The 25,413-nt window shown below is 35.0% G+C and carries 18 protein-coding genes, 1 tRNA gene and 3 pseudogenes; 13 read left to right on the top strand and 9 right to left on the bottom strand.

The window, feature by feature from the left end:
- Positions 1 to 10: 10 nt before the first annotated feature.
- Positions 11 to 247 carry a hypothetical protein gene (locus ACFILW_RS00305; protein ID WP_375684897.1) on the bottom strand — a complete coding sequence of 79 codons (237 nt, stop codon included), beginning with the start codon at positions 245 to 247 and terminating at the stop codon, positions 11 to 13.
- A gap of 346 nt (positions 248 to 593) precedes the next feature.
- On the opposite strand from ACFILW_RS00305, the gene ACFILW_RS00300 reads away from it, so the two are divergent.
- From ACFILW_RS00300 to ACFILW_RS00280, 5 genes and pseudogenes are all read left to right on the top strand, one after another.
- Positions 594 to 2,744, top strand: a complete 2,151-nt coding sequence (locus ACFILW_RS00300) for a transglycosylase domain-containing protein (protein WP_375684896.1) — start codon at positions 594 to 596, stop codon at positions 2,742 to 2,744.
- Positions 2,745 to 2,761: 17 nt separating this feature from the next.
- Positions 2,762 to 3,358, top strand: coding sequence for a DUF1214 domain-containing protein (locus tag ACFILW_RS00295; RefSeq protein ID WP_273791544.1), 597 nt, complete (start codon positions 2,762 to 2,764; stop codon positions 3,356 to 3,358).
- Complete coding sequence (locus ACFILW_RS00290; RefSeq protein ID WP_375645731.1) at positions 3,351 to 3,890, top strand: hypothetical protein; 540 nt, start codon at positions 3,351 to 3,353, stop codon at positions 3,888 to 3,890. Before ACFILW_RS00295 ends, ACFILW_RS00290 begins: the two co-directional genes overlap by 8 nt.
- 534 nt (positions 3,891 to 4,424) lie before the next feature.
- The gene (locus tag ACFILW_RS00285) at positions 4,425 to 5,210 is read left to right on the top strand and encodes a DUF1499 domain-containing protein (protein ID WP_375684895.1); all 786 of its coding nucleotides are present in this window, start codon (positions 4,425 to 4,427) and stop codon (positions 5,208 to 5,210) included.
- A gap of 1,115 nt (positions 5,211 to 6,325) precedes the next feature.
- Positions 6,326 to 6,727 (top strand): annotated as a pseudogene (locus ACFILW_RS00280) (DUF1499 domain-containing protein); the annotation flags it as partial.
- A 983-nt stretch (positions 6,728 to 7,710) separates the two neighbouring features.
- Here ACFILW_RS00280 and ACFILW_RS00275 read toward each other — a convergent pair.
- Complete coding sequence (locus ACFILW_RS00275; protein WP_375684894.1) at positions 7,711 to 8,061, bottom strand: hypothetical protein; 351 nt, start codon at positions 8,059 to 8,061, stop codon at positions 7,711 to 7,713.
- On the opposite strand from ACFILW_RS00275, the gene ACFILW_RS00270 reads away from it, so the two are divergent.
- The 5 genes from ACFILW_RS00270 to ACFILW_RS00250 all read left to right on the top strand — a co-directional run bounded on the left by ACFILW_RS00270 (position 8,045) and on the right by ACFILW_RS00250 (position 11,929).
- Positions 8,045 to 8,215: a hypothetical protein gene (locus tag ACFILW_RS00270; protein ID WP_375684893.1), complete on the top strand. Its 171-nt coding sequence runs from the start codon at positions 8,045 to 8,047 to the stop codon at positions 8,213 to 8,215. The two genes, ACFILW_RS00275 and ACFILW_RS00270, sit on opposite strands and share 17 nt — an antisense overlap.
- Before the next feature lie 346 nt (positions 8,216 to 8,561).
- Entirely contained in the window at positions 8,562 to 9,215 is a 654-nt protein-coding gene (locus ACFILW_RS00265; protein ID WP_375684892.1) for an ABC transporter transmembrane domain-containing protein, read from the top strand.
- 94 nt (positions 9,216 to 9,309) lie between these two features.
- A complete protein-coding gene (locus ACFILW_RS00260; protein ID WP_375684891.1) occupies positions 9,310 to 10,227 on the top strand; it encodes an ATP-binding cassette domain-containing protein in 918 nt (305 codons plus the stop codon).
- The gene (locus tag ACFILW_RS00255) at positions 10,217 to 11,542 is read left to right on the top strand and encodes an HlyD family type I secretion periplasmic adaptor subunit (protein WP_375684890.1); all 1,326 of its coding nucleotides are present in this window, start codon (positions 10,217 to 10,219) and stop codon (positions 11,540 to 11,542) included. Before ACFILW_RS00260 ends, ACFILW_RS00255 begins: the two co-directional genes overlap by 11 nt.
- Positions 11,543 to 11,548: 6 nt before the next feature.
- Positions 11,549 to 11,929 carry a toxin-activating lysine-acyltransferase gene (locus ACFILW_RS00250; protein ID WP_375684889.1) on the top strand — a complete coding sequence of 127 codons (381 nt, stop codon included), beginning with the start codon at positions 11,549 to 11,551 and terminating at the stop codon, positions 11,927 to 11,929.
- A 312-nt stretch (positions 11,930 to 12,241) separates the two neighbouring features.
- Here ACFILW_RS00250 and ACFILW_RS00245 read toward each other — a convergent pair.
- A tRNA-Gln gene (locus ACFILW_RS00245) sits at positions 12,242 to 12,316 on the bottom strand.
- Positions 12,317 to 13,191: 875 nt separating this feature from the next.
- On the opposite strand from ACFILW_RS00245, the gene ACFILW_RS00240 reads away from it, so the two are divergent.
- Positions 13,192 to 13,794 (top strand): superoxide dismutase, encoded by a 603-nt coding sequence (locus ACFILW_RS00240; protein WP_375622288.1) that lies wholly within the window; start codon positions 13,192 to 13,194, stop codon positions 13,792 to 13,794.
- A gap of 83 nt (positions 13,795 to 13,877) precedes the next feature.
- On the opposite strand, the gene ACFILW_RS00235 is transcribed toward ACFILW_RS00240, so the two are convergent.
- Complete coding sequence (locus ACFILW_RS00235; protein WP_375645724.1) at positions 13,878 to 15,971, bottom strand: S9 family peptidase; 2,094 nt, start codon at positions 15,969 to 15,971, stop codon at positions 13,878 to 13,880.
- 854 nt (positions 15,972 to 16,825) lie between these two features.
- On the opposite strand from ACFILW_RS00235, the gene ACFILW_RS00230 reads away from it, so the two are divergent.
- Positions 16,826 to 17,263: a MucR family transcriptional regulator gene (locus ACFILW_RS00230; RefSeq protein ID WP_012754848.1), complete on the top strand. Its 438-nt coding sequence runs from the start codon at positions 16,826 to 16,828 to the stop codon at positions 17,261 to 17,263.
- Positions 17,264 to 17,360: 97 nt separating this feature from the next.
- Here the strand turns inward: ACFILW_RS00230 and ACFILW_RS00225 are convergent, their stop codons facing one another.
- Entirely contained in the window at positions 17,361 to 17,771 is a 411-nt protein-coding gene (locus tag ACFILW_RS00225; protein ID WP_375684888.1) for a SufE family protein, read from the bottom strand.
- A gap of 108 nt (positions 17,772 to 17,879) precedes the next feature.
- Positions 17,880 to 18,255: pseudogene (locus ACFILW_RS00220) on the bottom strand (DUF5330 domain-containing protein).
- Between the two features lie 1,020 nt (positions 18,256 to 19,275).
- Here ACFILW_RS00220 and ACFILW_RS00215 point away from each other — a divergent pair.
- Complete coding sequence (locus ACFILW_RS00215; protein ID WP_375622336.1) at positions 19,276 to 20,115, top strand: peptidoglycan-binding domain-containing protein; 840 nt, start codon at positions 19,276 to 19,278, stop codon at positions 20,113 to 20,115.
- A gap of 140 nt (positions 20,116 to 20,255) precedes the next feature.
- On the opposite strand, the pseudogene ACFILW_RS00210 reads toward ACFILW_RS00215, so the two are convergent.
- From ACFILW_RS00210 to ACFILW_RS00200, 3 genes and pseudogenes are all read right to left on the bottom strand, one after another.
- A pseudogene (locus ACFILW_RS00210) lies at positions 20,256 to 21,221 on the bottom strand (integrase); the annotation flags it as partial.
- A 671-nt stretch (positions 21,222 to 21,892) separates the two neighbouring features.
- The gene (gene ppdK, locus ACFILW_RS00205; RefSeq protein WP_375684887.1) at positions 21,893 to 24,559 is read right to left on the bottom strand and encodes a pyruvate, phosphate dikinase; all 2,667 of its coding nucleotides are present in this window, start codon (positions 24,557 to 24,559) and stop codon (positions 21,893 to 21,895) included.
- Positions 24,560 to 24,735: 176 nt separating this feature from the next.
- Positions 24,736 to 25,392 carry a DsbA family protein gene (locus ACFILW_RS00200; protein WP_375622292.1) on the bottom strand — a complete coding sequence of 219 codons (657 nt, stop codon included), beginning with the start codon at positions 25,390 to 25,392 and terminating at the stop codon, positions 24,736 to 24,738.
- Between the last annotated feature and the right edge of the window lie 21 nt (positions 25,393 to 25,413).

The raw sequence follows: 25,413 nt of genomic DNA, 5'->3' as shown, positions 1-25,413 counted from the left end.
CTGCTAAAAACTAATCAGCAGGAACAAAAAACTCAACACGACGTAACTTTTCACCATTACGGGCTGGTACAACAACCACAATTGCACACATGTCCTTTCCATCCTGAACAACTGGTTTTGAACGGACGAGAACCCCGCTCTCTTGCGCGGCAGCCTTCTTACCTACTTCAGCACACCCAGAAGCTAGAACAGAATCTGCTTCTAAAAAAGCGGCTATTATTACGGACAAGAATTTTTTTTTCATCATAAATATTTCAATAACCCATCTCTTCTCTTCCTTGATAAAGGATAAAAGAAATAATGGTTTTTTTGGGGCGATTAAAAAATCACAAATGGAAACAATTTATCCTCTATCTTACAGAAGAACATATTAACATTACTCCAAATTTTTAAAAAATCAAAAAAATATTTTTAATAATGAAAATAAAATTTATTCAATAAAATAATAAAATCTTAATATACTATCTTACAAAAAATGAATAATTATAAAACAAATTCTTTCTCTGTTAGAACTATAGAAAAAAAATACTTCTACTCCATATAATTATTGTATATTTGTTTGGTTGTATTGCTTTGCCATAGGCTCTCTTTAAATGTTTGATTTTTTTAAAAAAAAGAAAGGGCAACATCGTAAGCCATTTCACAGTCCTGCTCTCATTGAATTAGACGCACGATTAGACACAGCGCTTTATCACATTCGTTCTGCTAACAGTTTTTTCTGGAAAAAGGCAAAAATCGTCTCACAAAATTTTCATCTTCAAGGATGGAAACGTTTTATCGTTGAAGTTCTCGATGAAATACTGACATTAGGGTTGATGGGATTTACTCTTTTCACTATTTTGGGTATTTCTGTTTTTGAAGTGACCAAAACAGATTGGTCTTTTCCTAAAAACTTTTCCATTCTTTTTCTAGATCGCTATGGAAATTCCATTGGGCACCGCGGTGCAATGCCGGCTATTTCTGTCCCCGTTGAAGAAATGCCAGACACTGTTATTAAAGCGGTTCTCGCCACAGAAGACCGTCATTTTTTCAATCATTGGGGCATTGATTTTCAAGGACTTACACGGGCAATTTCACAAAACATGCAAGCTAAAAGTGTGGTTCAAGGTGGTTCAACTCTCACACAACAATTGGCTAAAAATTTATTCTTAACAAATGAGAGAACGATAACACGTAAAATTAAAGAAGCTTATCTTGCTCTTTGGCTAGAAGCAAATTTTAGCAAAAAGCAGATTTTACAACTTTACCTTGACCGAGCCTATATGGGAGGAAACAATTTTGGTATTGCCGCAGCGGCAAAATTTTATTTTGGAAAAAACATACGTCATGTCTCTTTAAGTGAATCTGCTATGTTAGCAGGACTCTTTAAAGCTCCAACAAAATATGCTCCTCATAGTCATCTCTTTGCAGCTCAAACACGTGCCAATGTTGTCCTGTCTAATCTTGTTAATAGTGGCTTTATGACGAAGAGCCAGATTATCAATGCGCATCGCCACCCTGCTAGGGCGCTTCCCCACATAGAAAATAATCAGCCTGATTATTTTCTTGATTGGGCATTCGAGGAAGTCAAAAAAATGCGTAATCAATTTCTAAGTCATAATTTAATTATTCAAACAACCCTTGATCCGAATATTCAAAAAGCAGCAGAAGAATCTATTGCTTATCATTTACATCAATATGGTCAACAATATCGTGTAACACAAGCTGCCACCGTTATACTCGATAATAATGGTGCCGTATGTGCAATTGTTGGAGGACTAGATTATAAAAAGAGTCAATTTAACAGAGCAACACAAGGCGGTCGACAACCTGGTTCTTCATTCAAACCTTATGTTTACGCAGCCGCAATGGAACATGGACTGTCTCCCTCAACAATCGTTCTAGATGCTCCTATCAATTGGGGAGGTTGGACACCCAAAAATAATTCTGGCCGTTATTTGGGGAAAATTGATTTAGCAACAGCTTTAGCTTTTTCTATTAATACAGTCCCTGTGTATCTCACCTATCAATATCTTCACCGCGATACCCAACCTATCATAGATCTCATCAAGAATATGGGGATTAACGCGCATATTTTATCACACAAAACGATGGTTCTTGGCACTTCCAACATGACTCCCATGGATCAAGCTACAGGTTTTAATGTCTTTGCCAATGGAGGAATAGCGGGTAATCGTCATGGGTTTACGCAAATCAGAACAATCGATGGGCATGTGGTATGGGATTTCGAACATAACGGAAAAAAACTACACCGAGTTCTGAGTGAACAATCAGCTGCTTATATGAACCAAATGATGGTGGGTGTCACAACACGAGGGTCTGGTAAGCGTGCTGCTCTGCCCATGACTCTTGTCTCTGGGAAAACTGGAACATCACAATCCTATCGTGATGCTTGGTTTGTTGGCTTTACTGGCAATTATACTGGAGCGGTATGGATGGGAAATGATAACTTTTCACCGATGAATCGTGCTTTTGGGGGTGGAGTCCCTGCCATGATATGGCGACGCATCATGCTTGCTGCACACCAAAATATTATGCTCAAACAACTCTATGGTGTTAAAGATTCTCTTCTTCCTTATCATCCCCCAATACTTTCCTCCCATGCAGATTCTGAATTTTTCTCCCCAATACCCTCTACGCTTTCTCCTGAAACATTGAATATTGTGCGATTGATTAACAAAGATCTGAAAAAACCATCTGCAATTTCTTTGAAGATGAAAACAACTGGAGATTCAAAATTTTGAATTCAAGATATTCACTGATGTTTTTTAATATCACCATTTTCTTTTTTATCTTCGCTTTTTCCATTTTATGTGGAAAACTGAGTGTCGATTATGTGCTCAATTCCTTTCCTCATTTTGAACGCTTTAGAATTGGAAAATGGAGTGCTTATCCAAAAATGGGAACCGCCAATATGGATCCTTATACCCGCGCCCGCACGACCAAACGAGGCATTGTTTCACTCGGACGCACTGAAGGTCTTCAATTCCAGATTTGGCAAGACAACCAAGGGCGTCCACTCCACCCCCACTGTCATTATTTACTCAAAGGCACCATCCCTGAAACTCGTCTTTTCACCCTTTATACAGCTGACAAATCCCTAAAACCCTATACTTCATCCAAAGAAATACCTTTTGAACTCCACACGAACGCTATTATTTATGAGCATGATGGCTCATTGCGCATCAATATTTCACCTACACCGCAAGCCGGCAATTGGCTTGCAACAGTTAGTCAAAAAGAATTCGGGCTTATTCTTACCTTATACGATACCTCAATCATCTCTGCAACGGCATTACAAAAGCTTACAATGCCATCAATAGAACAAATCCCATCAGGACAAATAAATTGTGACTAGATTCATTTATATCGCACTTCTTGCAATCATTGGCGCTATTATCGTTCATATTTGCGTTCTCTTTCTGATCCCCTATTGGGCACAAAATAATATATGGACAGCACTTAAAAAATCCGGAGCCCCTTATCAATTTGTTGCTTTTACTCCCGATAATCCTATTCAACAATCTGCTGATCCCCTCTTTCTTCTTAAAGTCTGCAGATTTAATCTTGAAAATGGACCTGTTCATTTAAAAGCTTTGAAAACACGACAATTTTGGTCACTAGCAGCCTACACACACAAAGGAATTATTTTCTATAGCCTTAATGACCGAACAGCCCCTGATAATACACTCGATCTTATTATTGGAAAACCAATACAAATCATAGAACTCAAAAAATCAAAACCTAAAAAAAATGCCAATTCAGTTTTGGTTGCTAAAAATTTGAATGAAGGTTTTGTCATTTTACGTATTTTTGCCCCTTCTTCACTTGCAAAAAAAGAAAATGAAGCTTTTCTTTCATCTGCGACCTGCCGCATATTTTATGAATAAAAACGGAGTAACCTCTCATTTGTACAATACCTTACTTTCTATACAAAATACATGAAGCCTATCAAAATGGTTATCTTTTTTCTCTATTAATTGAATCTTCGAATTCAGATTTATCTGATTATAAATCCCTCAATTTTTTATTGAGATAGAATGAAATCTCTATTGCACATCATCATATCCTATTTGATTACGCATTATCTGACAGAAAAAACTCCCAGCAATCAGAAGAGAAAATCAAGAGTAAAGTTCTAGAAAAATATGCTGCTAACAACCGTAAAACTTGTTATTTGAGTTTATTTCTTTTTATTTACAAACATTCCCATAAAATTCGCATCAATGACATGATAAACTATAGAAGAAATACTGATTACCTTCAATGAAGTGCAAAAATAATCGCTGGAAACTTATAAGACATTATGCATCCTTGACCTCAAAAATAAGTGCTTTATTTTTGTTTTATGAGCATAAGCTTTTTGTAAGATATGCACTCTGAAAAAACTTGGCTTATAGTTTACAATTGAGGGGAAAAACTTCATGAAGAAGAGATATGTTCGGTTCATTTCAAGAGCAGCAGTATGGTCCCCTCGATTTGGTGGATTGTCGTTCTTTGTTTTATTATTTTCAGTCATTTTACAACGTTTTTCCGTCATTAACGTAACCGACTTCATAATTTTGATCGGAATCTCTACCGGCTGTGTGATTATTTCTCTTTTTCTTGCTTTAAAAGCACTTTACAGCTTATGGATCTATGGAGCCCTAGGGGGAATGAAAGCTTTAAAAGGGATCATTTATTCACTCATAACTGCGACACCATTGATGTTATTTTTTGGACTTTGGTTTACCTTACCGGCTCTTTACGATATTTCTACCGATACACAAAGCCCGCCAGCTTTTTTTCGCACAATACGTCCCAGCGATGCTTTACCGCTCAAAAGTGTTTTGACTGAACAAGCAACATTACAGATGTCACAATGGCCAGAAATGTCGGGGCGCCGTTATGATGGTTCACCTGATCGTATTCGCGAATCTGTTCTCAATGTTTTAGCAGCCTATGATTGGCCTGTTGTGGCTCAACGAGAGTTTAAAGGTGAAGAAAATGCGCTTTATATTGAAACGAGAGCTAAAACTTTTTACCTTGGGTTTATTTCGGATATCGTGATACGCTTAACTGATGAAGGGGATACAACTTTTGTTGATATGCGTTCTGCTTCTCGTTATTTGCCAAGAGATTTGGGGACAAATGCTGCTTTTATTATCGATTTTATGGATGCGCTTGATACAGAAATCGCTTCCCTTCCTCTTTCACAAGACGATGAATAACGATCAAGAGCGAGAGAGAAGACACTTTATTTCACAAAAATTGCTTATTTTTCAATAAACATGATACATAAGCAAACAATCACTTTTCAAAAGCTATAAACTAAAAATTCTTATACAAAAGATAATATTCTCAAACCTAACCATTCTTGAAATAATGAAAAAGATTAAAAAAATAGGAAATAAAAAACAGAAATATTGATAATAATATTAAAGTCTCTGTCTAACTGTAATCAGTAAATATTTTTTAAAGTTTAATATTAAATAAATTATTATAAAACTCATATCAAAAACATTATTATATAAAGATAATAAATAATCATTTTTCATATAAATAACGTATACAAATAAAAACTGTTATAGAAAGTAATATAACAAATATAATGAACAAAAATGTGCTTAAAAACATTTTTTTCACAATTTCTTTGTTACTATAACCTTTAAATTTATACTGTAAAAACATGGCATAAAAAATATAAAGAAAAAACATGTAGAAGATAATAATTTTGCAATAATACGAATAATATCACTCATAAAAAATCCAAATTAAAAATATATAAAAACAATAAACATTAATATATATTATATCATATAAAACTTAATAATTTAAAATAATATAAAAAACGAATTTATTCTTAATTAATGATTTAATTTTAATATTTTTTTCATTACATACCTTAGATACATAATACAATTTAAATAAATATAATTAAACAAAAAATGCAAAAAACAATTCATAAAGTATATTAAAAATATAGATAACAAATAAAATTTCCAAATTAATCTATAATTATAAATTAATAATGAATAATCATTGTTCATAGAAATAACGTATATAAATAAAAAATGTCATAGAAAATAATATAAAGAAAAAAAATATTCTTAACAAAATTTTTTTCCAAATTTCTTTTTTACTATAACCTTTAGATTTATAATATGAAAACAATGTATAGAAAAATATAACTAAAGCACCTATGGAAAATAATAATTCTACAATAATACTAATAAGCTCATTCATAAAAAAAATCCAAATTAAATATATAATTTTGTAGAATTATGCACCTAAACCTTCCTGTCAAGTTTGTAGACACATAATTATGCCTACAAGCTTGTTCATTGCTTTACCGCTCAAAAGTGTTTTGACTGAACAAGCAACATTACAGATGTCACAATGGCCAGAAATGTCGGGGCGCCGTTATGATGGTTCACCTGATCGTATTCGCGAATCTGTTCTCAATGTTTTAGCAGCCTATGATTGCCCTGTTGTGGCTCAAAGAAAGTTTAAAGGTGAAGAGAATGAACTGTATATTGAAACGAGAGCTAAAACTTTTTACCTTGGTTTCATTTCAGACATTGTCATTCGTTTAACTGATGAAGGGGATACAACTTTTGTTGATATGCGTTCTGCTTCTCGTTATTTGCCAAGAGATTTGGGAACCAATGCTGCTTTTATTATCGATTTTATGGATGCCCTTGATACAGAAATCGCCTCACTTCCTCTCTCACAAGACGATGAATAACAATCTAAGAGAAATAAGGCATTTTATTTCATAAAAGTTGCCTATTTTTCAATAAATCATGATACATAAGCAAACAATCACTTTTCAAAAACTATAAATTGATAATCCTTATACAAAAGATAATAATCTCAAAACAACCCATGCTTGAAATAATGAAAAAGATTAAAAAAATAGGAAATAAAAAACAGAAATATTGATAATAATATTAAAGTCTCTGTCTAACTGTAATCAGTAAATATTTTTTAAAGTTTAATATTATATAAAAATAATAACTTATTTTTTATAAATAACTCTACAAATAACACCTTATAATTATATTTTTAAAATAATATAACAACTTGATTTTATATTATTTTAAAATTCCCATATATTCAATTAATAAATTTGCAGCATAATATAATATAAAAAACCTAATTGTTGTTAATATTGTCCTTTTTATACTCCAGTTCTTACCTTTAAATCTATTGTAAAAAAACATGCAAAGTCCAAATCCAATTGCTGTCATTAAGGAGCTAGTAAAAGTATGCATAACAAAAAATCCAGACTGAAATTTCATCTACTTTATGAATGATTTAAGAGAGAGAGCAATAGAGTATAATTCAAATAATAAACTTAACTTAATTAAATATAATTTTATATATAAACGATCTTTATAAAATTCCCATATATTTAACTAATAAAATTCCAAAATAATATAATATAAAAAACATAATTGTTGATAATATTGTCCTTTTTATACTCCAGTTCTCACCTTTAAATCTATTGTAAAAAAACATGCAAAATCCAAATCCAATTGCTGTTACTAAGGAGCGAGTAAAAGTATTCATAACAAAAAAATCCAAAATAAAATATCTATTATCACACACAAAAATATCCCTGAAATCAGTTTAGCCATAGCTTTAAAGTATGTTTACAATATCACTGATCTCAGAAATATCTTACTAGCTATTTTCTAAATAAATTAGAAACAGCCTCCCTCTACTTTACGGATGACATTGATTGTACTTATCTTTAAAACCGTTAATAGCTCCTCCAAATCCGCCTGCTACTGCTGTTTCCGGACCACCTAATAAACCAATTAATGCTCCTACGCCTCCCTTTATGGCTGCTGATTCGACATAATCGCTTACTTCACAACTTGGATTCGGATGGCATTCATTGTACTTATCTATAAAACCGTCAGCCGCTCCTCCTAATCCGCCTATTGCTGCTCCTTCCGGACCAAATAATGCACCAGATGCTAGTCCTATGCCTCCGTGTATGGCAGCCGCTTCAACATAATCGCTTGTTTCACAACTTGGTGCCGTATAGCATGCATTGTATTTATCTACCACAGCGTCACCAGCTCCTGCTAGTCCACCTCCTATTGCTCCATTGACAAAGCCAGAACCGACACCTCCCAGTCCAGAAAAAAGACCTCCAACTGCACCAGCAATACCTCCTATTACGTCTCCTATGATGCCGCCTGCACCTGCTGCTTGGGCATGAGCGCCTGGGCTACAATCATCTTCTTCTGGAAAAAGCCAACTTTTTTGATGTGAGTTACTACTTGAATCATTTGATGAGCTTGAACTACCAATTTAAATCCTTCTTTTATTATTAAAAATAACTGTATCACAACGATACAGTGGGAATTTGATTATTGTTCATTTTAGCAAATGTCAAATATAATTTGTATAAATAACAATAAAAATACTGTATAAACAATAAATACATTATGTTTATATTATATTCATACAAAATGTATATTTTGTATGAATATAATACTATTTACAATACTGTTTAAATATGCGACATCAATCGCTCTTTCTCTTAAACAAAATCATAAATTCAAATGAGTCATTCACAAGAAAAACCAGTATCATTCTCTTGGTTTACAAGAACAACAAAGAAATATATCTATTATGTCATCGAACTCAGTTGCGTTGCTGTTGTTTTGCGTTTGTTGGGCTTGGTAAATCCTTTTATTTTTCAAGCGATTATTGACCGTATTCTCCCTTTTCAGCGTATTGAAAGTCTCTATGCTATCGTTGTCTTGATGGTTGCTATCATGCTGTTTAGCACGGCTCTTAGCACTCTATCAGGTTATTTAGGAGCTTATTTAGCCAATCGGCTTACGCTAGAATTTGGACGGCGCATTTACACCCATCTTTTAAGTCTCTCCTTGCCCACTTTACGCCGTTGGCAAGTGGAAGAATTGTTTTCACGTATTGGAGAAGTTGATACAATTCGCGGTTTTTTAACAGGAACCATCGCCACAACTGTGCTAAATGTTCTGTTTGCCATTATTTATATTGCTGCACTCTTTTCCATTAGTCCGAAACTGACCTTCATTGTCCTTATCATTTTACCTTTACAAATGGGTTCTTTAGCGCTAGTCGGTCCCTTCTTGCGCCGCCAATTACGCCGTGCTTTCACTCTGCAAGCTGTCCATAAATCGCGCCTTATTGAAAGTTTTACCAATCTTGAAGCCATTAAAGCACCGTAAAAGAATCTGCTCATACAATACGCATGCAAGAAACTTTAGCTCGTAGTTTAGATCAAAGCCTTACAACCATAAATTGCATCTTCTCAATGGAGCCATGAGTCATATTTTTGGTGATCTTTTCACTATTTTTATTATCTTTTTTGATGCTCAAGCAGTTCTTCAAAACCAGATTACACTAGGACAACTTATTGCCTTTCATCTCCTCGCTGGAAATGTTTCTGGTCCTATCTTAAGCCTTGCATCCCTATGGGAAGAATGGCAGCATTTGAAAATCTCTCGTCTTCGTTTGGGCGATATTCTTAACTCCCCTTCAGAATGGGAAGAAGAAAAGCCGCCTCTTCAACTCAGCGCTCCTCCTCATCTTGAAGCCAACGATCTCTGTTTTTCTTATGGAGATAAGTCCATTATCAATCATCTTGATGTCTGTTTACAACCTGGGCAACCGATTATGTTACTTGGTCCTTCAGGGTGCGGAAAAACAACCTTGGCGAAGCTCCTTTGTGGACTCTATCCCCCAACAAGCGGAAAGATATTGATTAACGCCCAACCTTTACAGAATTTTGATGTCCGTAGCGTGCGTGAAACAATCGCGTATTTTCCTCAAAATCCTTGCCTTTTTTCCGGAACTATTCTTGAGAATATGCTTCTTGCTAAACCAGATGCCACTAAAGATGAAATCGACGCTGCACTATATGTTAGTGCTTGCCATGATTTGATTGCTCAGTTGCCCTTAGGACTCAATACTCAAGTAGGAGAGCAAGGTGGTTTTTTATCAGGTGGTCAGCGCCAACGCTTGGCTTTAGCTTGTTTCTTTCTGATAAATCCAAGCCTTCTTATTTTGGATGAACCTACTTCCGCATTGGATGACGCTGTCAGTGCACAAATTGTTGAGCATTTATATAAACTTTCACAAGATCGTATTGTTCTTGTTATTACCCACAAAAGCGACCTCTTTCCTCAGCATGCAACCGTCTTAAACTGTACTGATTTGGAGGCAACAAATGGCAGATAAAGCTCCCTATTTGCGCCCTTTGTCACCAACGCTTCATATGGTGGTTGCTGTTTTGATCACCTTATTTCTCTTTATTGTGATCGGCAGCTTTATCGCAAAAACAGAGATTGTTGCACGGGGGCAAGGAAGTGTTATTCCCACCGCTTACGTTCAGCTGGTCCAAGCGCAAAATACAGGACGCATTGAGAAAATTCTTGTAAAAGAAGGGCAATTTGTTCATCAAGGGGATCTCCTTATTCAATTAGATCCTCGTGAAGCCCTCAATGAGTGCGCACGTGTTCAAGCAGATATCGCGCAACAAACCCTTCAAGCACAAATCGCAACAGCTATTTTAACAGCTTTGCATGAAAGTGATCCTTTGGATAAAGATTTTGTGACCAAAGGACTTGCCTATCTGCCAGTTCCTCCTTCTGGCAACACGACTGCAAGAATAGAAGGGGAAAAACTCATTAGCGCTACCCTTCAATCTCTCCAAGATAAATTAAGAGCGCTAAAAGCACAAGCGGACCGCGTCGAGCGCAGCGGTGCAACACAACATGCGCAATTAGATAGGTTGGAAGATGATCGTCAATTAAGCCAAGGAAAATTAAAGGCTGCAAAAAGCCTGATGGAAACAAAAGTCTTTAGCCAAGCCGTTTATTTAGAGCGTTTACATGACTTTAAAAATGTCGAGCATGAAATTTTAACCAATCAAAGACGTTTGGAAGAAAATGCCGCCGAAATAAACACCCTCCGCCAACAACGGAAAAGTCTCATTTCCGATGAAATCGCCCGCTATCGGCAACTTTCGCGTGAAACAGAACTGAATCTTCAAGGATTAAAAGCAAAACTTGATAGCACTCAATACCATCTTGACCACTTATCACTCTATGCGCCTGTTGATGGACGTATCGATGATTTAAGTATCCATACTTTGGGCGGCTTTGTAGAAGCTGGTAAAACGCTTATGCGTATTGTCCCTGATGCAGGTGGTCTCATTGTTGAAGCGTTTTTTGATAATCGAGATATTGGTTTTTTAGAAAAGGGCCAACGTGCTTACATCAAGTTTTCTGCCTTTCCTCCTGAACGTTTCGGTGTTATCCACGGCACAGTCGTTAATGTAGGCGCTACAGCGCGCTATAATAAAGAAATTAATGGTGTCTACGCTGTTTTAATCAAAATTGACCAAGATCACATCACTTTGAATAACAAACAACTTAAATTTATCCCTGGCATGACTGTGACAACGGATGTCATTACCTCAAAACGGCGTCTCATTTCTTATTTCTTTGAACCTATCACCAAAATTTTAGAACAATCTCTAAAGGAAAGATAAAGATTAATGTGTGTGCATGAAAATCCTTCATCATCATTCATAGACCCTCTTACAGCGTTAGGAGCTATGGTTGTTTTAATGCTTACATCTCCCTTATACCGCCGCTGGCGAATCTGGGATATCGAACGAAATTTAGGACCAGCTTTACAGACTGGGCAATATAAACTCTATAAAAATGAACGTGGAGAATTTTGTGCCTTTGTCACTTGGGCTTTTTTATATGAAAAAAATCATCAATCTATGCTTGAAAAGGGAGAGCTTTTGTCCGATGCGAATTGGCAAGGCGGAGAATATATGTGGTTTATTGATTGTGTGGCACCCTATGGACATGCTGCTGGTATGGTACGTGACATGCAGCGGCATGTGTTTCCTAATCAGCATTATTGACGCTGTTCGGCGTAATGAAGATGGTGGAATACGGAAAATCACCCGCTGGTGTTGCTATAGAGCAAAAAATCCAGCTAAATAGTTTTTCTAAAGCAAGTGCGCATAAATCATTTACCCCTCGCCTCTTATAAAAAAGAATCTTTTAAAAGAGCTTTTTGAGCGATAGCTATAGTAAAAGAAAACTTTACCATATTTAGAGCTGCCCCGCTACAAATAGATGCTTTTCAACTTACCAGACTTGCTATGAATAGCAACAGAGGTTAAGGGGGGCCACTCTCAAGCTGAACTTTGATTAACTAATTCCACTAGAATTGGCTGGGGTACCTGGATTCGAACCAGGGAATGCCGGTACCAAAAACCGGTGCCTTACCGCTTGGCTATACCCCAAAAAAACACGCTTTATAGCGACTCTTGCACCTTATAGCGATTCCTGTGATTGGACGCAATATCTGAAAATCAAAGACTTTACTTTTTTATCATAAAATTTCTGAGTCTTGTATGGCATTGCCATCGATACAAATTCGTAGCAGAAACTGATATACAGTTGTGATTTTAACATAAGCAGGAACCATTTATCCATCAATTATTTTGCTCTTTGTATTGATTTTCTAGGAACAGAAAATGAAAATCTTGCGGTTTACTCATGTATCTAATAAATTTGCATATGATTTACTTTTCTTGATATATTAGAATCCCATCTTGCTCAATTTAAGAAAAAAGCTGTCACCACATTGGCGACCGGTAAGTGTATGATAGTGCTGCTGTGCTCTTGCATTAAGCGTAAAGATGATAACGTCCTCTAGTTTTTACATTATATTATTCATGGGTAGCACCATAAAATGAAATCAAGCACATTGAAAAATATTTCCTAAAAAATAACACTTAATATTCTTTTGAAAACATTATGATACACTAGTACTCTAAAAGAGTTTTGCAAAAATTAAAAACATTTTATATGGCATTTGAAAAAATAGAGATACAAAAATAAGGAATAATAGCTATTTCCATTTACTTTTTATTCAAAAGATAATGATATTTTTTACCCGCTCATAGATGGAAGAAACCTTCAGAAGCAATCTTTATGTAGACCAATACCCTTTTTGATTGATGAATATACATTTCCTAAAAGCTTCTTTTACAAAAAGAGAGACATTAAAACTATTTCATACAAACTAGGTATTCAACATTTGCTTTTAAATTCGGTAAATGGCAAATTAGGCTTATGAAATAAGCTTAACAATTAGAATCGAGGAGATTTTTAAATGGCTTTTGAATTGCCCCCGTTGCCTTATGATTACGATGCCCTTTCGCCTTATATGTCACGCGAAACGCTTGAATATCATCATGATAAGCATCACCTTGCTTATCTTACCAATACCAATAATTTTGTGAAAGAGTTAGGCTTAGAAAATGAAAGCCTTGAAGATATTGTTAAAAAAAGTTTTGGAAAAAATATTGGTTTGTTTAATAATGCAGCACAGTATTACAATCATAACCATTTTTGGCTTTGGATGAAAAAAGATGGTGGTGGTCAAAAACTTCCTGAAAAGTTAGCAAAAGCTATTGACGCTGATCTAGGTGGTTACGATAAATTCCGCGCTGATTTTATTGCTGCTGCTGGTGCCCAATTTGGTGCTGGATGGGCGTGGGTTGCTGTTAAAGATGGCAAGCTTGAAATTATGAAAACACCTAATGGTGAAAATCCCTTAGTGCACAATGCTCGCCCTATTTTGGGTGTCGATGTGTGGGAACATTCCTATTACATTGATTATCGCAATGCTCGACCGAAGTACCTCGAATCCTTTGTAGACCATTTAATTAATTGGGACTATGTTTTGAAACTTTATGAAGAATGTGAATTTTAAACTGTCTCAATAATTTTTTAGTGTATGAAAGTCTCTATAATCCAATAAATTATCGGAGACTTTCATACAGAGGTATCTATGGATTAGCAAAAGTCTTTTCCTGCTATCTTTAGAATATATGCATAGATATAGGCAACTTCTTCTAGCTTTGAAAAACGTCCAGCTGCACCAGCGTGCCCTGAATCCATATTAATACGTAATAAAACTGCATTATCGTCTGTTTTTAGGTCTCGTAATTTTGCCACCCATTTTGCAGGCTCCCAGTAAGTTACACGAGGATCTGTTAATCCTGCCATCACAAGTATAGGGGGATAGTTTTGAGCTTTGACATTATCGTAGGGGGAATAGGAAGCAATAAGCTTATAATCTTCTTCTGATTCAAGAGGATTCCCCCATTCGGCCCATTCTGGAGGTGTGAGTGGCAATGAAGCATCTAACATTGTCGCTAAAACATCAACAAAAGGCACATTCGCTACGATCCCAGCAAAATCCTGTGGAGCTATATTGGCAATAGCTCCCATCAACATCCCCCCTGCTGAACCACCATGAGCAATCAGCCGGTCGTGAGAAGTAAATTTATTGTTTACAAGGTAACGCCCACAAGCAATAAAATCTGTAAATGTATTGTGCTTAAAGAGATGTTTTCCTTTCTCATACCATTCTACTCCCTTTTCTTTTCCTCCGCGAATATGAGCAATGGCATAAATAAAACCTCTGTTCACTAGAGAAAGTACATTACTATTGAAACTGGCAGGAATAGAGATCCCATAAGCACCATAACCGTAAAGCAGACAAGGCGCACCACCGTCAAGGGGAGTGTTTTTGTGGTAAAAAAGTGAAATAGGAATCTTCTCACCATCATCTGCTATTGCTGTAATACGTCGTGTTACATATGCATCTTTATTATGCCCAGAGGGAATTATTTGCGTTTTTAAAAGCATTCGTTTACAACTCTTCATCTCATAATCAAACACTTGATCAGGTGTTGTCATAGACGAATAAGAAAAACGAATAGTTGGACTGTTATATTCTGCAACTCCTTGCAGACCTAAAGAATAAGCCTCTTCAGTAAAAGCAATAGAATTAACTTGTTTAGTGGTACGTTCCATTACTTTTATACGTGGAAGCCCCTCAAAACGTTCGATCCAGACAAGAAAATCTTGATAAGCATCATGGGATAATATTAGGCACCCAAGCTGATGTGGGACAAACTCAGACCAATTTTCTGATTGTGGAGATGTATATGGCGCTACCATAATTTTGAAATCTTTTGCATTATCTAAATTGGTCAAAATATAAAAGACATCACCACCCTCTGTAAGTGAATATTCAATACCTTTTTGTCGTTTCCGTACACATTTTGGAACAGTAAAAGGCGCCTCAGCTGGAATTAACCAGATCTCGGATGTTTCATGATCATGAATATTAATATAAATAACATCATGAAGCTTAGAACCGCTTACATCTAAGAAAAAACCTGGATTGTCTTCACGAAAAATAAGCTTATCTTGTGATTGATCTGTGTTTAATTGATGATAATAGAGCTCTGAAGGTCGGTGGTTTTTATCCATCTTAGTATAGAAAAAACCTTCAGATCTAGCATCCCATACAATTTGACCAGATGTATCAGTAATTGTGTCCATACAGTCAGACAATGTCTCAAAATTACGAATTTTAGCTGTATAGAATTCTGATCCTTTGTCATCATAGGTCCATACCACATGTGTATGGTCAGGAGATTCTTGAACTGAACCAAATTTGAAATATTCTTTGCCTTCTGCTAGGACATCACCATTAAGGTACACGTTTTTTTCTCCGCCATTCCTTGGTGTCCGAAAATAATGTGGTTGTTGGCCTCCGGTAACATAAGAGAATCCGTAAGCAAAAGCACCATGTTTTATAGGAACAGAACTATCATTCTCTTGGATCCTGTTTTTCATTTCGGTAAAAAGCAAATCTCGTAATGGTTTTGTATCAGCCATTTGAGCTGATTGATAAGCATTTTCTTTTTCAAGATAATGTCGAATATTGGGATCAAGACAGTTAGGATTTTTAAAAACATCTTGCCAGTTAGACGCACGTAACCAATGATAGGGATCATCACGAAAAATACCATGATATATTTCTTTATGAGTGATTCTAGATGCTTTGGGAGGAATTGCAAAAGTGCGAGTCATACACAATCCTATATTAAAATATGTTAACAGCTTCGTTTATATGTTAGAATCACAATTATTGATGCAAGTGTAAAAATCTATAAGTTCTATTCACTTGCAAAAGTAGCGCCATGATAATTTTTTAAAACGAATACCTTTCTGTTCATTATATACCACAGCTATTGTTTTCTAGGAATATAATACCACTTTTATAATGAACGTGACTGATAAAACAATTAAACTATGAGAAAAAGATTTGATTTTTTTTGAAACAGTATAATCGCATAATTTTACAGAAATGAGTAAATATATATAAAGTATTATTATTAATACACAAAAAAACAAAAACATTTCATGTCGTTTTAATGAATAGTTTTATATTATAAATAATGATATTATGTCATAATTATAATATATTATATTTTCTGTTATTAATTTAATAAATATAAATAATAAAATAAATTTAAAACTTATTAAAAATAAACATACCAAATTATAAGTATTCAAAACAAAAAATAATAATTTATATATTATATTTTTTGTAATTAGTAATTTTATTTTTACATTCTAAAAAAAATAAATAAATTTTATCCTATATTTTTTTATATTTGTGATGTATTATATATTATGTATGATATGTTATAGGATAAAAATATATTTTAGCATGTAATAATTTCGTTTTTCTTATTGTATATTATGACAAAAAGTAGGTATTTATTTGATTTTTTTGTGTTTTGGCAATTTTATAGAATAATTGAATTGACAAAAAAGATTTTTGTACAATATGAAACTCATGTGCATGAGATCTTTATATCATGAGTATATGCACTATATCTCGATTTTGAATTACTCAATTTAAATTAAAGGAAACAAGAATGGAACATCGTGCAGTCTTAGAGACTGAAAGCAATTTAGTTATTACATTGGTTGCTGATATTGTTGCTGCCTACGTGAGTAATAATTCTATTCGACCGACTGAAGTGCCAAGTTTAATTGCTGATGTCCATGCTGCTTTTCGTAAAGCAGGGAATCTAGAGTTAACAGAAGTCGAAGTTGAAAAACAAAGGCCTGCCGTTAATCCAAAGCGTTCAGTATTTCCTGATTATCTCATTTGCCTTGAAGATGGAAAGAAGTTTAAATCTCTAAAGCGTCATCTCATGACACATTATGGAATGTTGCCAGAGGAATATCGTGAAAAATGGCAGTTAGATAGTTCTTATCCTATGGTGGCGCCTAATTATGCAAAAACACGATCGGCTTTGGCCAAAGAAATGGGGCTTGGACGCAAAAGCAAACGGAAAAAAACTAAATAATCTTATTTTGCGAAAAAATGGTTTCATATATAAATTTGATTTTAGTATACATGTTTTGTGTGAAGCTTTTTATATATAGCAATTTCTAACAAGGGAATTACATATAGCTTTCGTTACGAATCCGTTTAATCATTGATTTCAGACCATTTGATCGTTGTGGTGTAAGATTTTCATTTAAACCAAGTTTTTCAAAAAGCTCTTGAGCATCAGAATTGCGAATTTCAGAAGCTTTTTTGCCTGAATAAAAAGCAAGAAGTATATAAATGAGTCCACGCACAATATGAGCATCGGAATCACCTTGAAACGTCAATATTGGATCTTCTGAGTTATTACGTGAAGATAATAGCCACACTTGGCTAACACAACCAGGAACTTTGTGAGCATCATTTCGAGCGCTTTCCGGAAAAGGTGGCAATTCATAGCCAAGCTCGATGACATAACGATAACGATCTTCCCAATTATCCAAAAGCGAAAAATTTTCTATAATATTACCGATTGTTTCCGCCATTATTTTAGTCCTGTTTCGTTTGAATAATCATTCTTGAATACACTTATAAAAAATCAATATTTATTCTTCCTAACATAAATAACACGAAGAACATTAAAAATCCTTATTTCAAGATAACATTTTATGGTTTCGTAAGAACTCTTGTATTTCTATTTTGTAAGAAACATTAGGGGAAGCCTCTGATATTATTTTTGTTCCCTAATATGTTCCCTAAATATTCATAAGCAGCTCTTGCACCGTAATATGCGCGCTCGCCAAGTGAACTTAAAAAGGATTTTCCTACTTTGCAGGTTTTTATATTACGGTCACAAAATGCGCCTAAGTCATTTAAGGCTTCCTTAAAAGCAATAATCACATCGCTCGTTGTTGTCTCATTATTTTTGGGGCTAGAAGAATGGTTACTGCTTGGATCTGCTACAAAAAATGAAATAATGACAAAAATAAAAAATAAAAGAAATGATAATTTGATTAAAAAACGTATCATGGACAATCAATGTACGGCAGTGGTAAATACAATAAAAGAAGCATTTTATACACTGTTGCTTTATAAACAATTTATAAAATGTGTTTTTTATAAAATTGAGTATTCATGTATTGGATCTATATAATTGGCTTTTTTATAAATATGACACAATTCCTCTGTATAAAATAGTATACATTGTCTATTCAGTAAAAAATTAATATCAAAATTATACACTTACAGGCTGATCATGTTAATGAACATACTATGGTAAAAAATGAGAGATATAATCATGTTGTGTACATACTTATTTTAAATAACAATTCACCATCTTAGCTTAGTTGAAAAAGCTAAAAAGAGTAAAATTCTGTTATTCTGACTTTAATCGTGATAAAATATTTACATTATCTATAAAATTTTTACTAGCACATCATCAACATGATCAATATGTCGATCAAAAGATCAAACAATTGTTTCATCTCTTATAACTCCATCTCAAGATCTCAAAGCAAGTTTTTCTATAACATTGTAAATCAATTTAATTGATATAAAAGTAGCTACACTAAAATATAATAACCTTAAGAGACCAGTATTCTCACAAAACCGTTTACAGAAAAGTAACCCTATATATGTAAATTGTAAAGAATATAATGACTCTTATCTTTTTAACGTTATAGAAGAATAATCTCTAACTTGTTTTTAAATGATAGGCAAACATCTGCGCCCAAAATGAAGAATAACGTGATATTATTATTGAGATGATTATATGTGATAATGCAGTTTGCAAACACTAAAATGATCTTGAACGTTAATCATTTGATGTTCTCTTTATACATATTAAAGATTTGTAAAATCTGAAATTAATAAAAATTGATAAGAGCTCTTGTTGATTGATCAACTTATACATTGATAGAATGAAGCTGCTTATTCTAGGAGTTTGAAAGGAGAAAACAATAATGTAAATGCATTTCTCTCTAGCGAAAAGTAAGAACTAATTTGCATTCGTTTCTTTGTGAAACATAAACGCAACTGAAAATAAAAATGATGACAACAAAACGAAAGACGCCCCGAAAAAAAACTGTAAAACACCGTAAATACTCTAGTAGTATCGTTATCACACTTTTTCTTATAATTTTTCGTTTCATTTTTTGGAGTATCAAAAGTATTTATTTTTATACACAAAAAAATACTTTATTTTTTGTTGGATCTATTCTTTTTACTATTAGTTTTTTATTTGTTTCATTTAATGCTTTATTTTCGCAAATGACAACACATCAAGGTATTTTCACTCAAATGAAGTTTTCTTCCGCTCAAAGTATAGGGAAGAGCTCTACTTTATCCAAAAAAGAAGCAAGATCACAAGAACTCTCTCGTGTAACTTCTGTACATTCTCAAAGTCATAACCACACAAATTCACCTTTATCCTCTCAATCAGCAAGCATGCTGGAAAAACAAAAAGAATTAGCAAAATTAGGACTTTATGATGGACCATTAGATGGACTAGAAGGACCTAAAATACGCCGTGCGATCACTCTATGGAAACAACAAGCTGCTCAGAAAATGCAAAATAATGTTTTACCCAATTCTACAACAGATGAAATTGCGCTATTAATTAAGCAGAGCGAAATAGAAATGGAAAATAAAACAAAAAGAAATATAACACACTCAAAAGAAGCTGTTTTAGAGCCTTCTGTTGAAGATATTATACGGGTACAAAAAGCTTTACATATCTTTGGTCATGAAGAGGTTATTGTCACAGGAATAGAAGATCAAAAGACGATAGAAGCCTTAAAACAGTTTCAACAAATGTTTGATCTTCCTGTAACTGGTAAAATTAATCACACAATTTTAATAAAAATGCGTGAAATTGGTCTATTAAATTGAAGATAATCATTAATATTATCAAAAAATTTCTTAATTTATAATGATAATTTGCTTGTTGAATGCCCTCTCCCGAATACGAAAATATTCCTTCATCTCAAGCTCTCTTATATTAAATTAATCAGAGCTGTCTTCTTGCACATTACATATTGAGCCATACAATTTATAGCAAAGGGATCGTGACCTCTAGCAGAAAAAAGAAACCATTGCGAGAAAGCAAACGCACTTATTTTAAAATTTCCAATGCTTTAGATGATAAGGACACGCGAAATTCTGTTGTAGAATCACGCCTTCTTTTCATATTCTCGAGCAAGGATAGCCCAAATATCCCCATCAATCTGATCTTCACATATATAATACAAAGAATTTGTGCGAACACCTGTAAGGATAAGCAAAAGCAAAACCAAATGTATCATTTTTATCGTTTTACTGAGTGTCTAGACAAAAAGCGGGAAAATCTTTCCAATCCATTGCTAATCTATTTTGCATTTTATGAAGTTTTTTGCCTGAGAAAGCGCGTGCTTTTGTTGTCGCCTGTAAATCAACATAAAAACCTAACGCTGCAGTATGTTTGAAACAAATATTAAGGTGGTTCAGTACTTTTTCTGCTGTTGCAGCTTTTGGTATACCAGATGGAGCAAAGGTATTGCGTATCTCTGTTTGCCTAATCTCTGAAACGAAGAGGCTGTCTAATTTGGGGAAAATATGAAGTTTTAAAAGTAGAAACCACTTCTTACCTTTACCATTTCCTCTTAATTCTGCTTTACGGCTTTCAAAAGCATCTAAAGCAATGTCTTTTAGATAATGGAGATGACGCGCATTGCTTCCGCTTTTGTTTCTCACGTTCTTTAATGAAGTCACATCCTCTCATGTAAAACAGAACGCCCCAAACAAAATATACTTGAGTTGCACATTCACGTGCTTTCTTTAAAGAAACATCTCTCAAGGCATCCAAACCTATTTCACAATGATGTGCGTGAATGGTACAATGATAAGCTTACTGTGCACTACCATCTTGATGCTTATGAAGGAGCAAGCTGGGACCATCACACACTTTGCCTCTAATGTTGTGCTAGCTCTTGGCACTTGAGACGGTTCATTATAGGCATTATTTAAGCCTTTTCTTTAATGTTTTTTCCCCATACGCTAATATTACTTATGTGAAAATAAATGAATTTGACTGATTCAACATGGAATAAATTTGAAATGAGAGAATCTTATGATATTCAGGCTCTCATTCAAGATAATAATTTAAATTTATCATTATAAATCAATATGTTGCATAATTATGATATTCCTTCATAAGTGTAAAGATGGTAGCGCACAGTGAATTTTATAAACTCTGAAGGACAGATTTTATAAATTTACGGAGCGTTTTACATAATTCCATTACACAAATACCGACGTGAAATGGGTTTTGCACTGAAAAATGTTTCTTCAAAACAGCGCATAAATGTGCAAAACAAATGCATTTGTTTGGGGTGTTCTGTTTTTCGTGAGAAACCCATACCCCTATTAAAAAAACGCGTGAATTAACTGCACAACAGCACGCTGCTTTCTAATTTAAGAGTCCCTTCAATACTGAAAATATATTAATAATACACTTTGTTCTATCTTGCTTTATATTTTCTCTCATAAACCTTTCAAAAATATACTTTCTCGCGTGATATAACTTATAGAGCATCCCTAGAAGGGCTTTTATTTTCTTTCATGAAGGAAATAAAAGAATATATAAAAATTTATTTCAGTAATAACTATACAACAAAAAAATATTAACCCATTACATCCTTTTTGCTATTGCGGACTGAGCTGCTGCTAAACGAGCAATTGGTACCCGAAAAGGAGAACATGAAACATAATCTAGGTTATTTTCTTCACAAAAAGCAATAGAGGCAGGATCGCCTCCATGTTCACCACAAATGCCCAATTTTATTTTTGCGCGCTTTGAGCGTCCACGCTGTGCTGCAATGGTAATAAGTTCTCCTACCCCATCACGATCAATAGATACGAAAGGATCTAGCTCTAAAAGTCCTTTTTGAAAATAGGTTGCCAAAAAAGGAGCAGCATCATCACGGGAAATTCCAAAAGTTGTTTGTGTCAAATCGTTTGTTCCAAATGAAAAAAATTCCGCAGTTTCAGCAATTTCATCTGCTCGAAGCGCTGCCCTTGGAAGCTCAATCATTGTTCCAACCATATATTGAATGATGGTTCCCTTTTCTTTCATCACTTCCTCAGCTACCTGATCAATACGCGTTTTTATAAAATCGAGTTCAGATTTAAGTGCAATAAGTGGTACCATAATTTCAAGCATAACAGGAGAGCCAGATTTTTGAGCCGCTTCTGCTGCTGCTTCAAAAATTGCCCGCGCTTGCATTTCAGCAATTTCAGGATAAGTAATAGCTAAACGGCATCCTCGTAATCCAAGCATAGGATTAAATTCGTGCAACTGTTGCGCACGTTCAACAAGCATTTCAGCAGAAACTCCCATAGCTGTTGCAACATCAAGAATTTCTGCATCAGTTTTTGGTAGAAATTCATGGAGTGGAGGATCTAACAAGCGAATGGTAACAGGCAAACCACACATAATTTCAAATAATTCAGCAAAGTCTGAACGCTGCATTGGCAAAAGCTTATCTAATGCTTTACGACGACCACTTTCATCATGACTTAAAATCATTTCACGCATGGCTATAATACGTTCACCAGAAAAAAACATATGCTCTGTACGGCAAAGACCAATACCTTCAGCCCCCAAAGAACGCCCCATACGAGCATCAGATGGTGTCTCAGCATTGGCGCGAACTCTTATACGCCGCATCTCATCAGCCCATTCCATTAATTTTGCAAAGTCTCCGCAAAGCTTAGGCTGCAACATTGCAACTTTTCCCTTTAAAATTTCTCCACTTCCACCATCAATCGTGATAACCTCGCCTTTTTTAAAGCTTTCTCCTGAAGCAAACAGCGTATTTGTGTTATAATCAATCCGCATACTGCCAGCACCAGAAATACATGGCTTTCCCATCCCCCGCGCAACAACAGCAGCGTGGCTTGTCATACCTCCACGCGTTGTTAAAATTCCTTCTGCTGCATGCATACCATGAATGTCTTCTGGGCTTGTTTCTACACGGACCAAAATAACTTTGCGACCTTCTGCTGATGCAGTTTCTGCCTCTTCTGAAGTAAAAACAATTTCACCCGTTGCTGCTCCAGGAGAAGCCGGTAAACCACGTCCTATAACAAAACGTTCTGCTTTGGGATCAAGTGTTGGATGTAAAAGTTGGTCAAGTGATTTTGCATCAACACGCATTACAGCCTCTTCACGGCTTATTAACCCCTCCTCAACCATTTCAATTGCCATCTTGAGAGCTGCACGAGCCGTGCGTTTCCCTGAACGAGTCTGCAGCATCCATAATTTACCTTTTTCAATAGTAAATTCGAGATCTTGCATATCCCGATAATGCTGCTCAAGCTTCTGCGCAATCTGACATAATTTCAAAAAAGCCTCAGGCATGATTTTTTCCAAAGACGGCTTGTTTGAACCAGCAACAATACGCGCATTTTCTGTAATATTTTGAGGCGTTCGAATGCCCGCCACAACATCTTCCCCTTGCGCATTAACTAAAAATTCACCATAAAGTTCTTTTTTCCCTGTCGATGGATTGCGTGTAAAAGCAACACCTGTTGCCGAATCTTCTCCCATGTTACCAAAAACCATAGCTTGCACATTAACTGCCGTTCCCCAACTTTCAGGAATGCTATGTAAACGGCGATAAGTAACTGCGCGTGCCGTCATCCAACTTGAAAAAACGGCTCCAATCGCCCCCCATAACTGTTGTTCAGGATCTTGTGGAAAAGGGGTTCCTAATTTTTCTTCAACATAGGCTTTATAAGAAGTAATAACATTTTTCCAATCATCTGCTGTCATTTCTGTATCAATAGTGTAACCATTGCATGCTTTTGCTTCATCAAGAAGCTCTTCAAAATACGAATGGTCTAGCCCCAAAACAACGTTAGAATACATTTGGATAAAACGCCGATAACTATCATAAGCAAAACGTTCATTATTGGCTTGTAAAGCAATTGCTTTTACAGTTTTATCATTCATGCCAAGGTTCAGCACTGTATCCATCATCCCTGGCATAGAAGCCCTAGCCCCTGAACGAACAGACAGCAAAAGTGGTCTTTGTTCATTCCCAAATTCACGTCCTGTTTGTTCAGCAACGTATCTTAGTGCTTGCTTAACAGATTCCTGTAGCTCTTCTGGATATGATTTGTCATGGGCATAATAAAAATTACAAACTTCTGTTGTCAGCGTAAATCCGGGTGGTACGGGCAAACCAAGATTACTCATTTCTGCCAAATTAGCCCCTTTACCTCCGAGAAGGTTACGCTCACTTGCACTTCCTTCCGCCTTTCCATCTCCAAAACTATAAACCCATTTTTTCACTGTACAAATCCTCCCATATCAGCATCAAAACATTATTCAACCTAGGCTCACTTAAAAGCAATGATTTGATTCAAAATCGGCTCCAAAAAATATCGCTTCATAAATGCATAATATTAATCCTTCCAAAAGAGATAATGACCAAAAGTATCATTCTCCATCTTCTGGAAGATTAAGATTCAGTTTTTAAGAAAACTATCAATCACCGAAAAAAAATCTTCTACTTTCATGGCACCTTCATATTTACTACCATTAATAAAGAAAGTAGGTGTTGCTGTGACACCAAGCTCTTTACCGCGTTCAAAAGATGCATTTACTTCATCTAAAATGGACTGATTTTTCAAACACGCAGTAAAACTTTCATCTGTAAAACCAGCCATTAAGCCAATTTTTTTCAATGGTGTTAGAGCATTTTTTCCGAAAGCCCATTCATTTTGTTTTTGAAATAAAACTTCTATCAAAGGAAAATAGCGATCTTCTGGTGCACACCGTGCCAACATAAAACCTGCTGTTGCCCGAGGATCAAAAGCATATTCTCGGAAAATAAGTTTTACTTTTCCTGTTTTGATATACTTTTGACGAATTTGGGGAAGTATATCATTATAAAAATGCGCACAATGAGTACATGTCAACGAAGCATACTCAACAATGACGACTGGTGCATCCGCCTCTCCCTCAAAACGATCCTTTACTTTACCCGATTGGAGAAGCTCTGCCATATCAACAGTTGCCACTGATTTGGGATCACGCGCTAAAGCAACTGTTACACTGTTTTGTACAATCGTTATGAAGAGAAAAATTATCCCGAAAGATAAAAAAGAACGATATTTTACCATAAATAATACTTTTCTGTTGTT

The sequence above is a fragment of the Bartonella sp. TT110JLCBS genome (assembly GCF_042193405.1).
Classification (GTDB): Bacteria; Pseudomonadota; Alphaproteobacteria; order Rhizobiales; family Rhizobiaceae; genus Bartonella.
Note: the sequence above shows the minus strand (reverse complement) of the source record. Positions and strands in the feature narration are given on the sequence as shown.

Coding starts and splice junctions, on each gene's coding strand:
- ACFILW_RS00305 (WP_375684897.1), bottom strand. CDS start 247: ATGATGAAAAAAAAATTCTTGTCCGTAATAATAGCCGCTTTTTTAGAA.
- ACFILW_RS00300 (WP_375684896.1), top strand. CDS start 594: ATGTTTGATTTTTTTAAAAAAAAGAAAGGGCAACATCGTAAGCCATTT.
- ACFILW_RS00295 (WP_273791544.1), top strand. CDS start 2,762: ATGTTTTTTAATATCACCATTTTCTTTTTTATCTTCGCTTTTTCCATT.
- ACFILW_RS00285 (WP_375684895.1), top strand. CDS start 4,425: ATGAAGAAGAGATATGTTCGGTTCATTTCAAGAGCAGCAGTATGGTCC.
- ACFILW_RS00265 (WP_375684892.1), top strand. CDS start 8,562: ATGAGTCATTCACAAGAAAAACCAGTATCATTCTCTTGGTTTACAAGA.
- ACFILW_RS00260 (WP_375684891.1), top strand. CDS start 9,310: ATGAGTCATATTTTTGGTGATCTTTTCACTATTTTTATTATCTTTTTT.
- ACFILW_RS00255 (WP_375684890.1), top strand. CDS start 10,217: ATGGCAGATAAAGCTCCCTATTTGCGCCCTTTGTCACCAACGCTTCAT.
- ACFILW_RS00250 (WP_375684889.1), top strand. CDS start 11,549: ATGTGTGTGCATGAAAATCCTTCATCATCATTCATAGACCCTCTTACA.
- ACFILW_RS00240 (WP_375622288.1), top strand. CDS start 13,192: ATGGCTTTTGAATTGCCCCCGTTGCCTTATGATTACGATGCCCTTTCG.
- ACFILW_RS00235 (WP_375645724.1), bottom strand. CDS start 15,971: ATGACTCGCACTTTTGCAATTCCTCCCAAAGCATCTAGAATCACTCAT.
- ACFILW_RS00230 (WP_012754848.1), top strand. CDS start 16,826: ATGGAACATCGTGCAGTCTTAGAGACTGAAAGCAATTTAGTTATTACA.
- ACFILW_RS00225 (WP_375684888.1), bottom strand. CDS start 17,771: ATGGCGGAAACAATCGGTAATATTATAGAAAATTTTTCGCTTTTGGAT.
- ACFILW_RS00215 (WP_375622336.1), top strand. CDS start 19,276: ATGACAACAAAACGAAAGACGCCCCGAAAAAAAACTGTAAAACACCGT.
- ACFILW_RS00200 (WP_375622292.1), bottom strand. CDS start 25,392: ATGGTAAAATATCGTTCTTTTTTATCTTTCGGGATAATTTTTCTCTTC.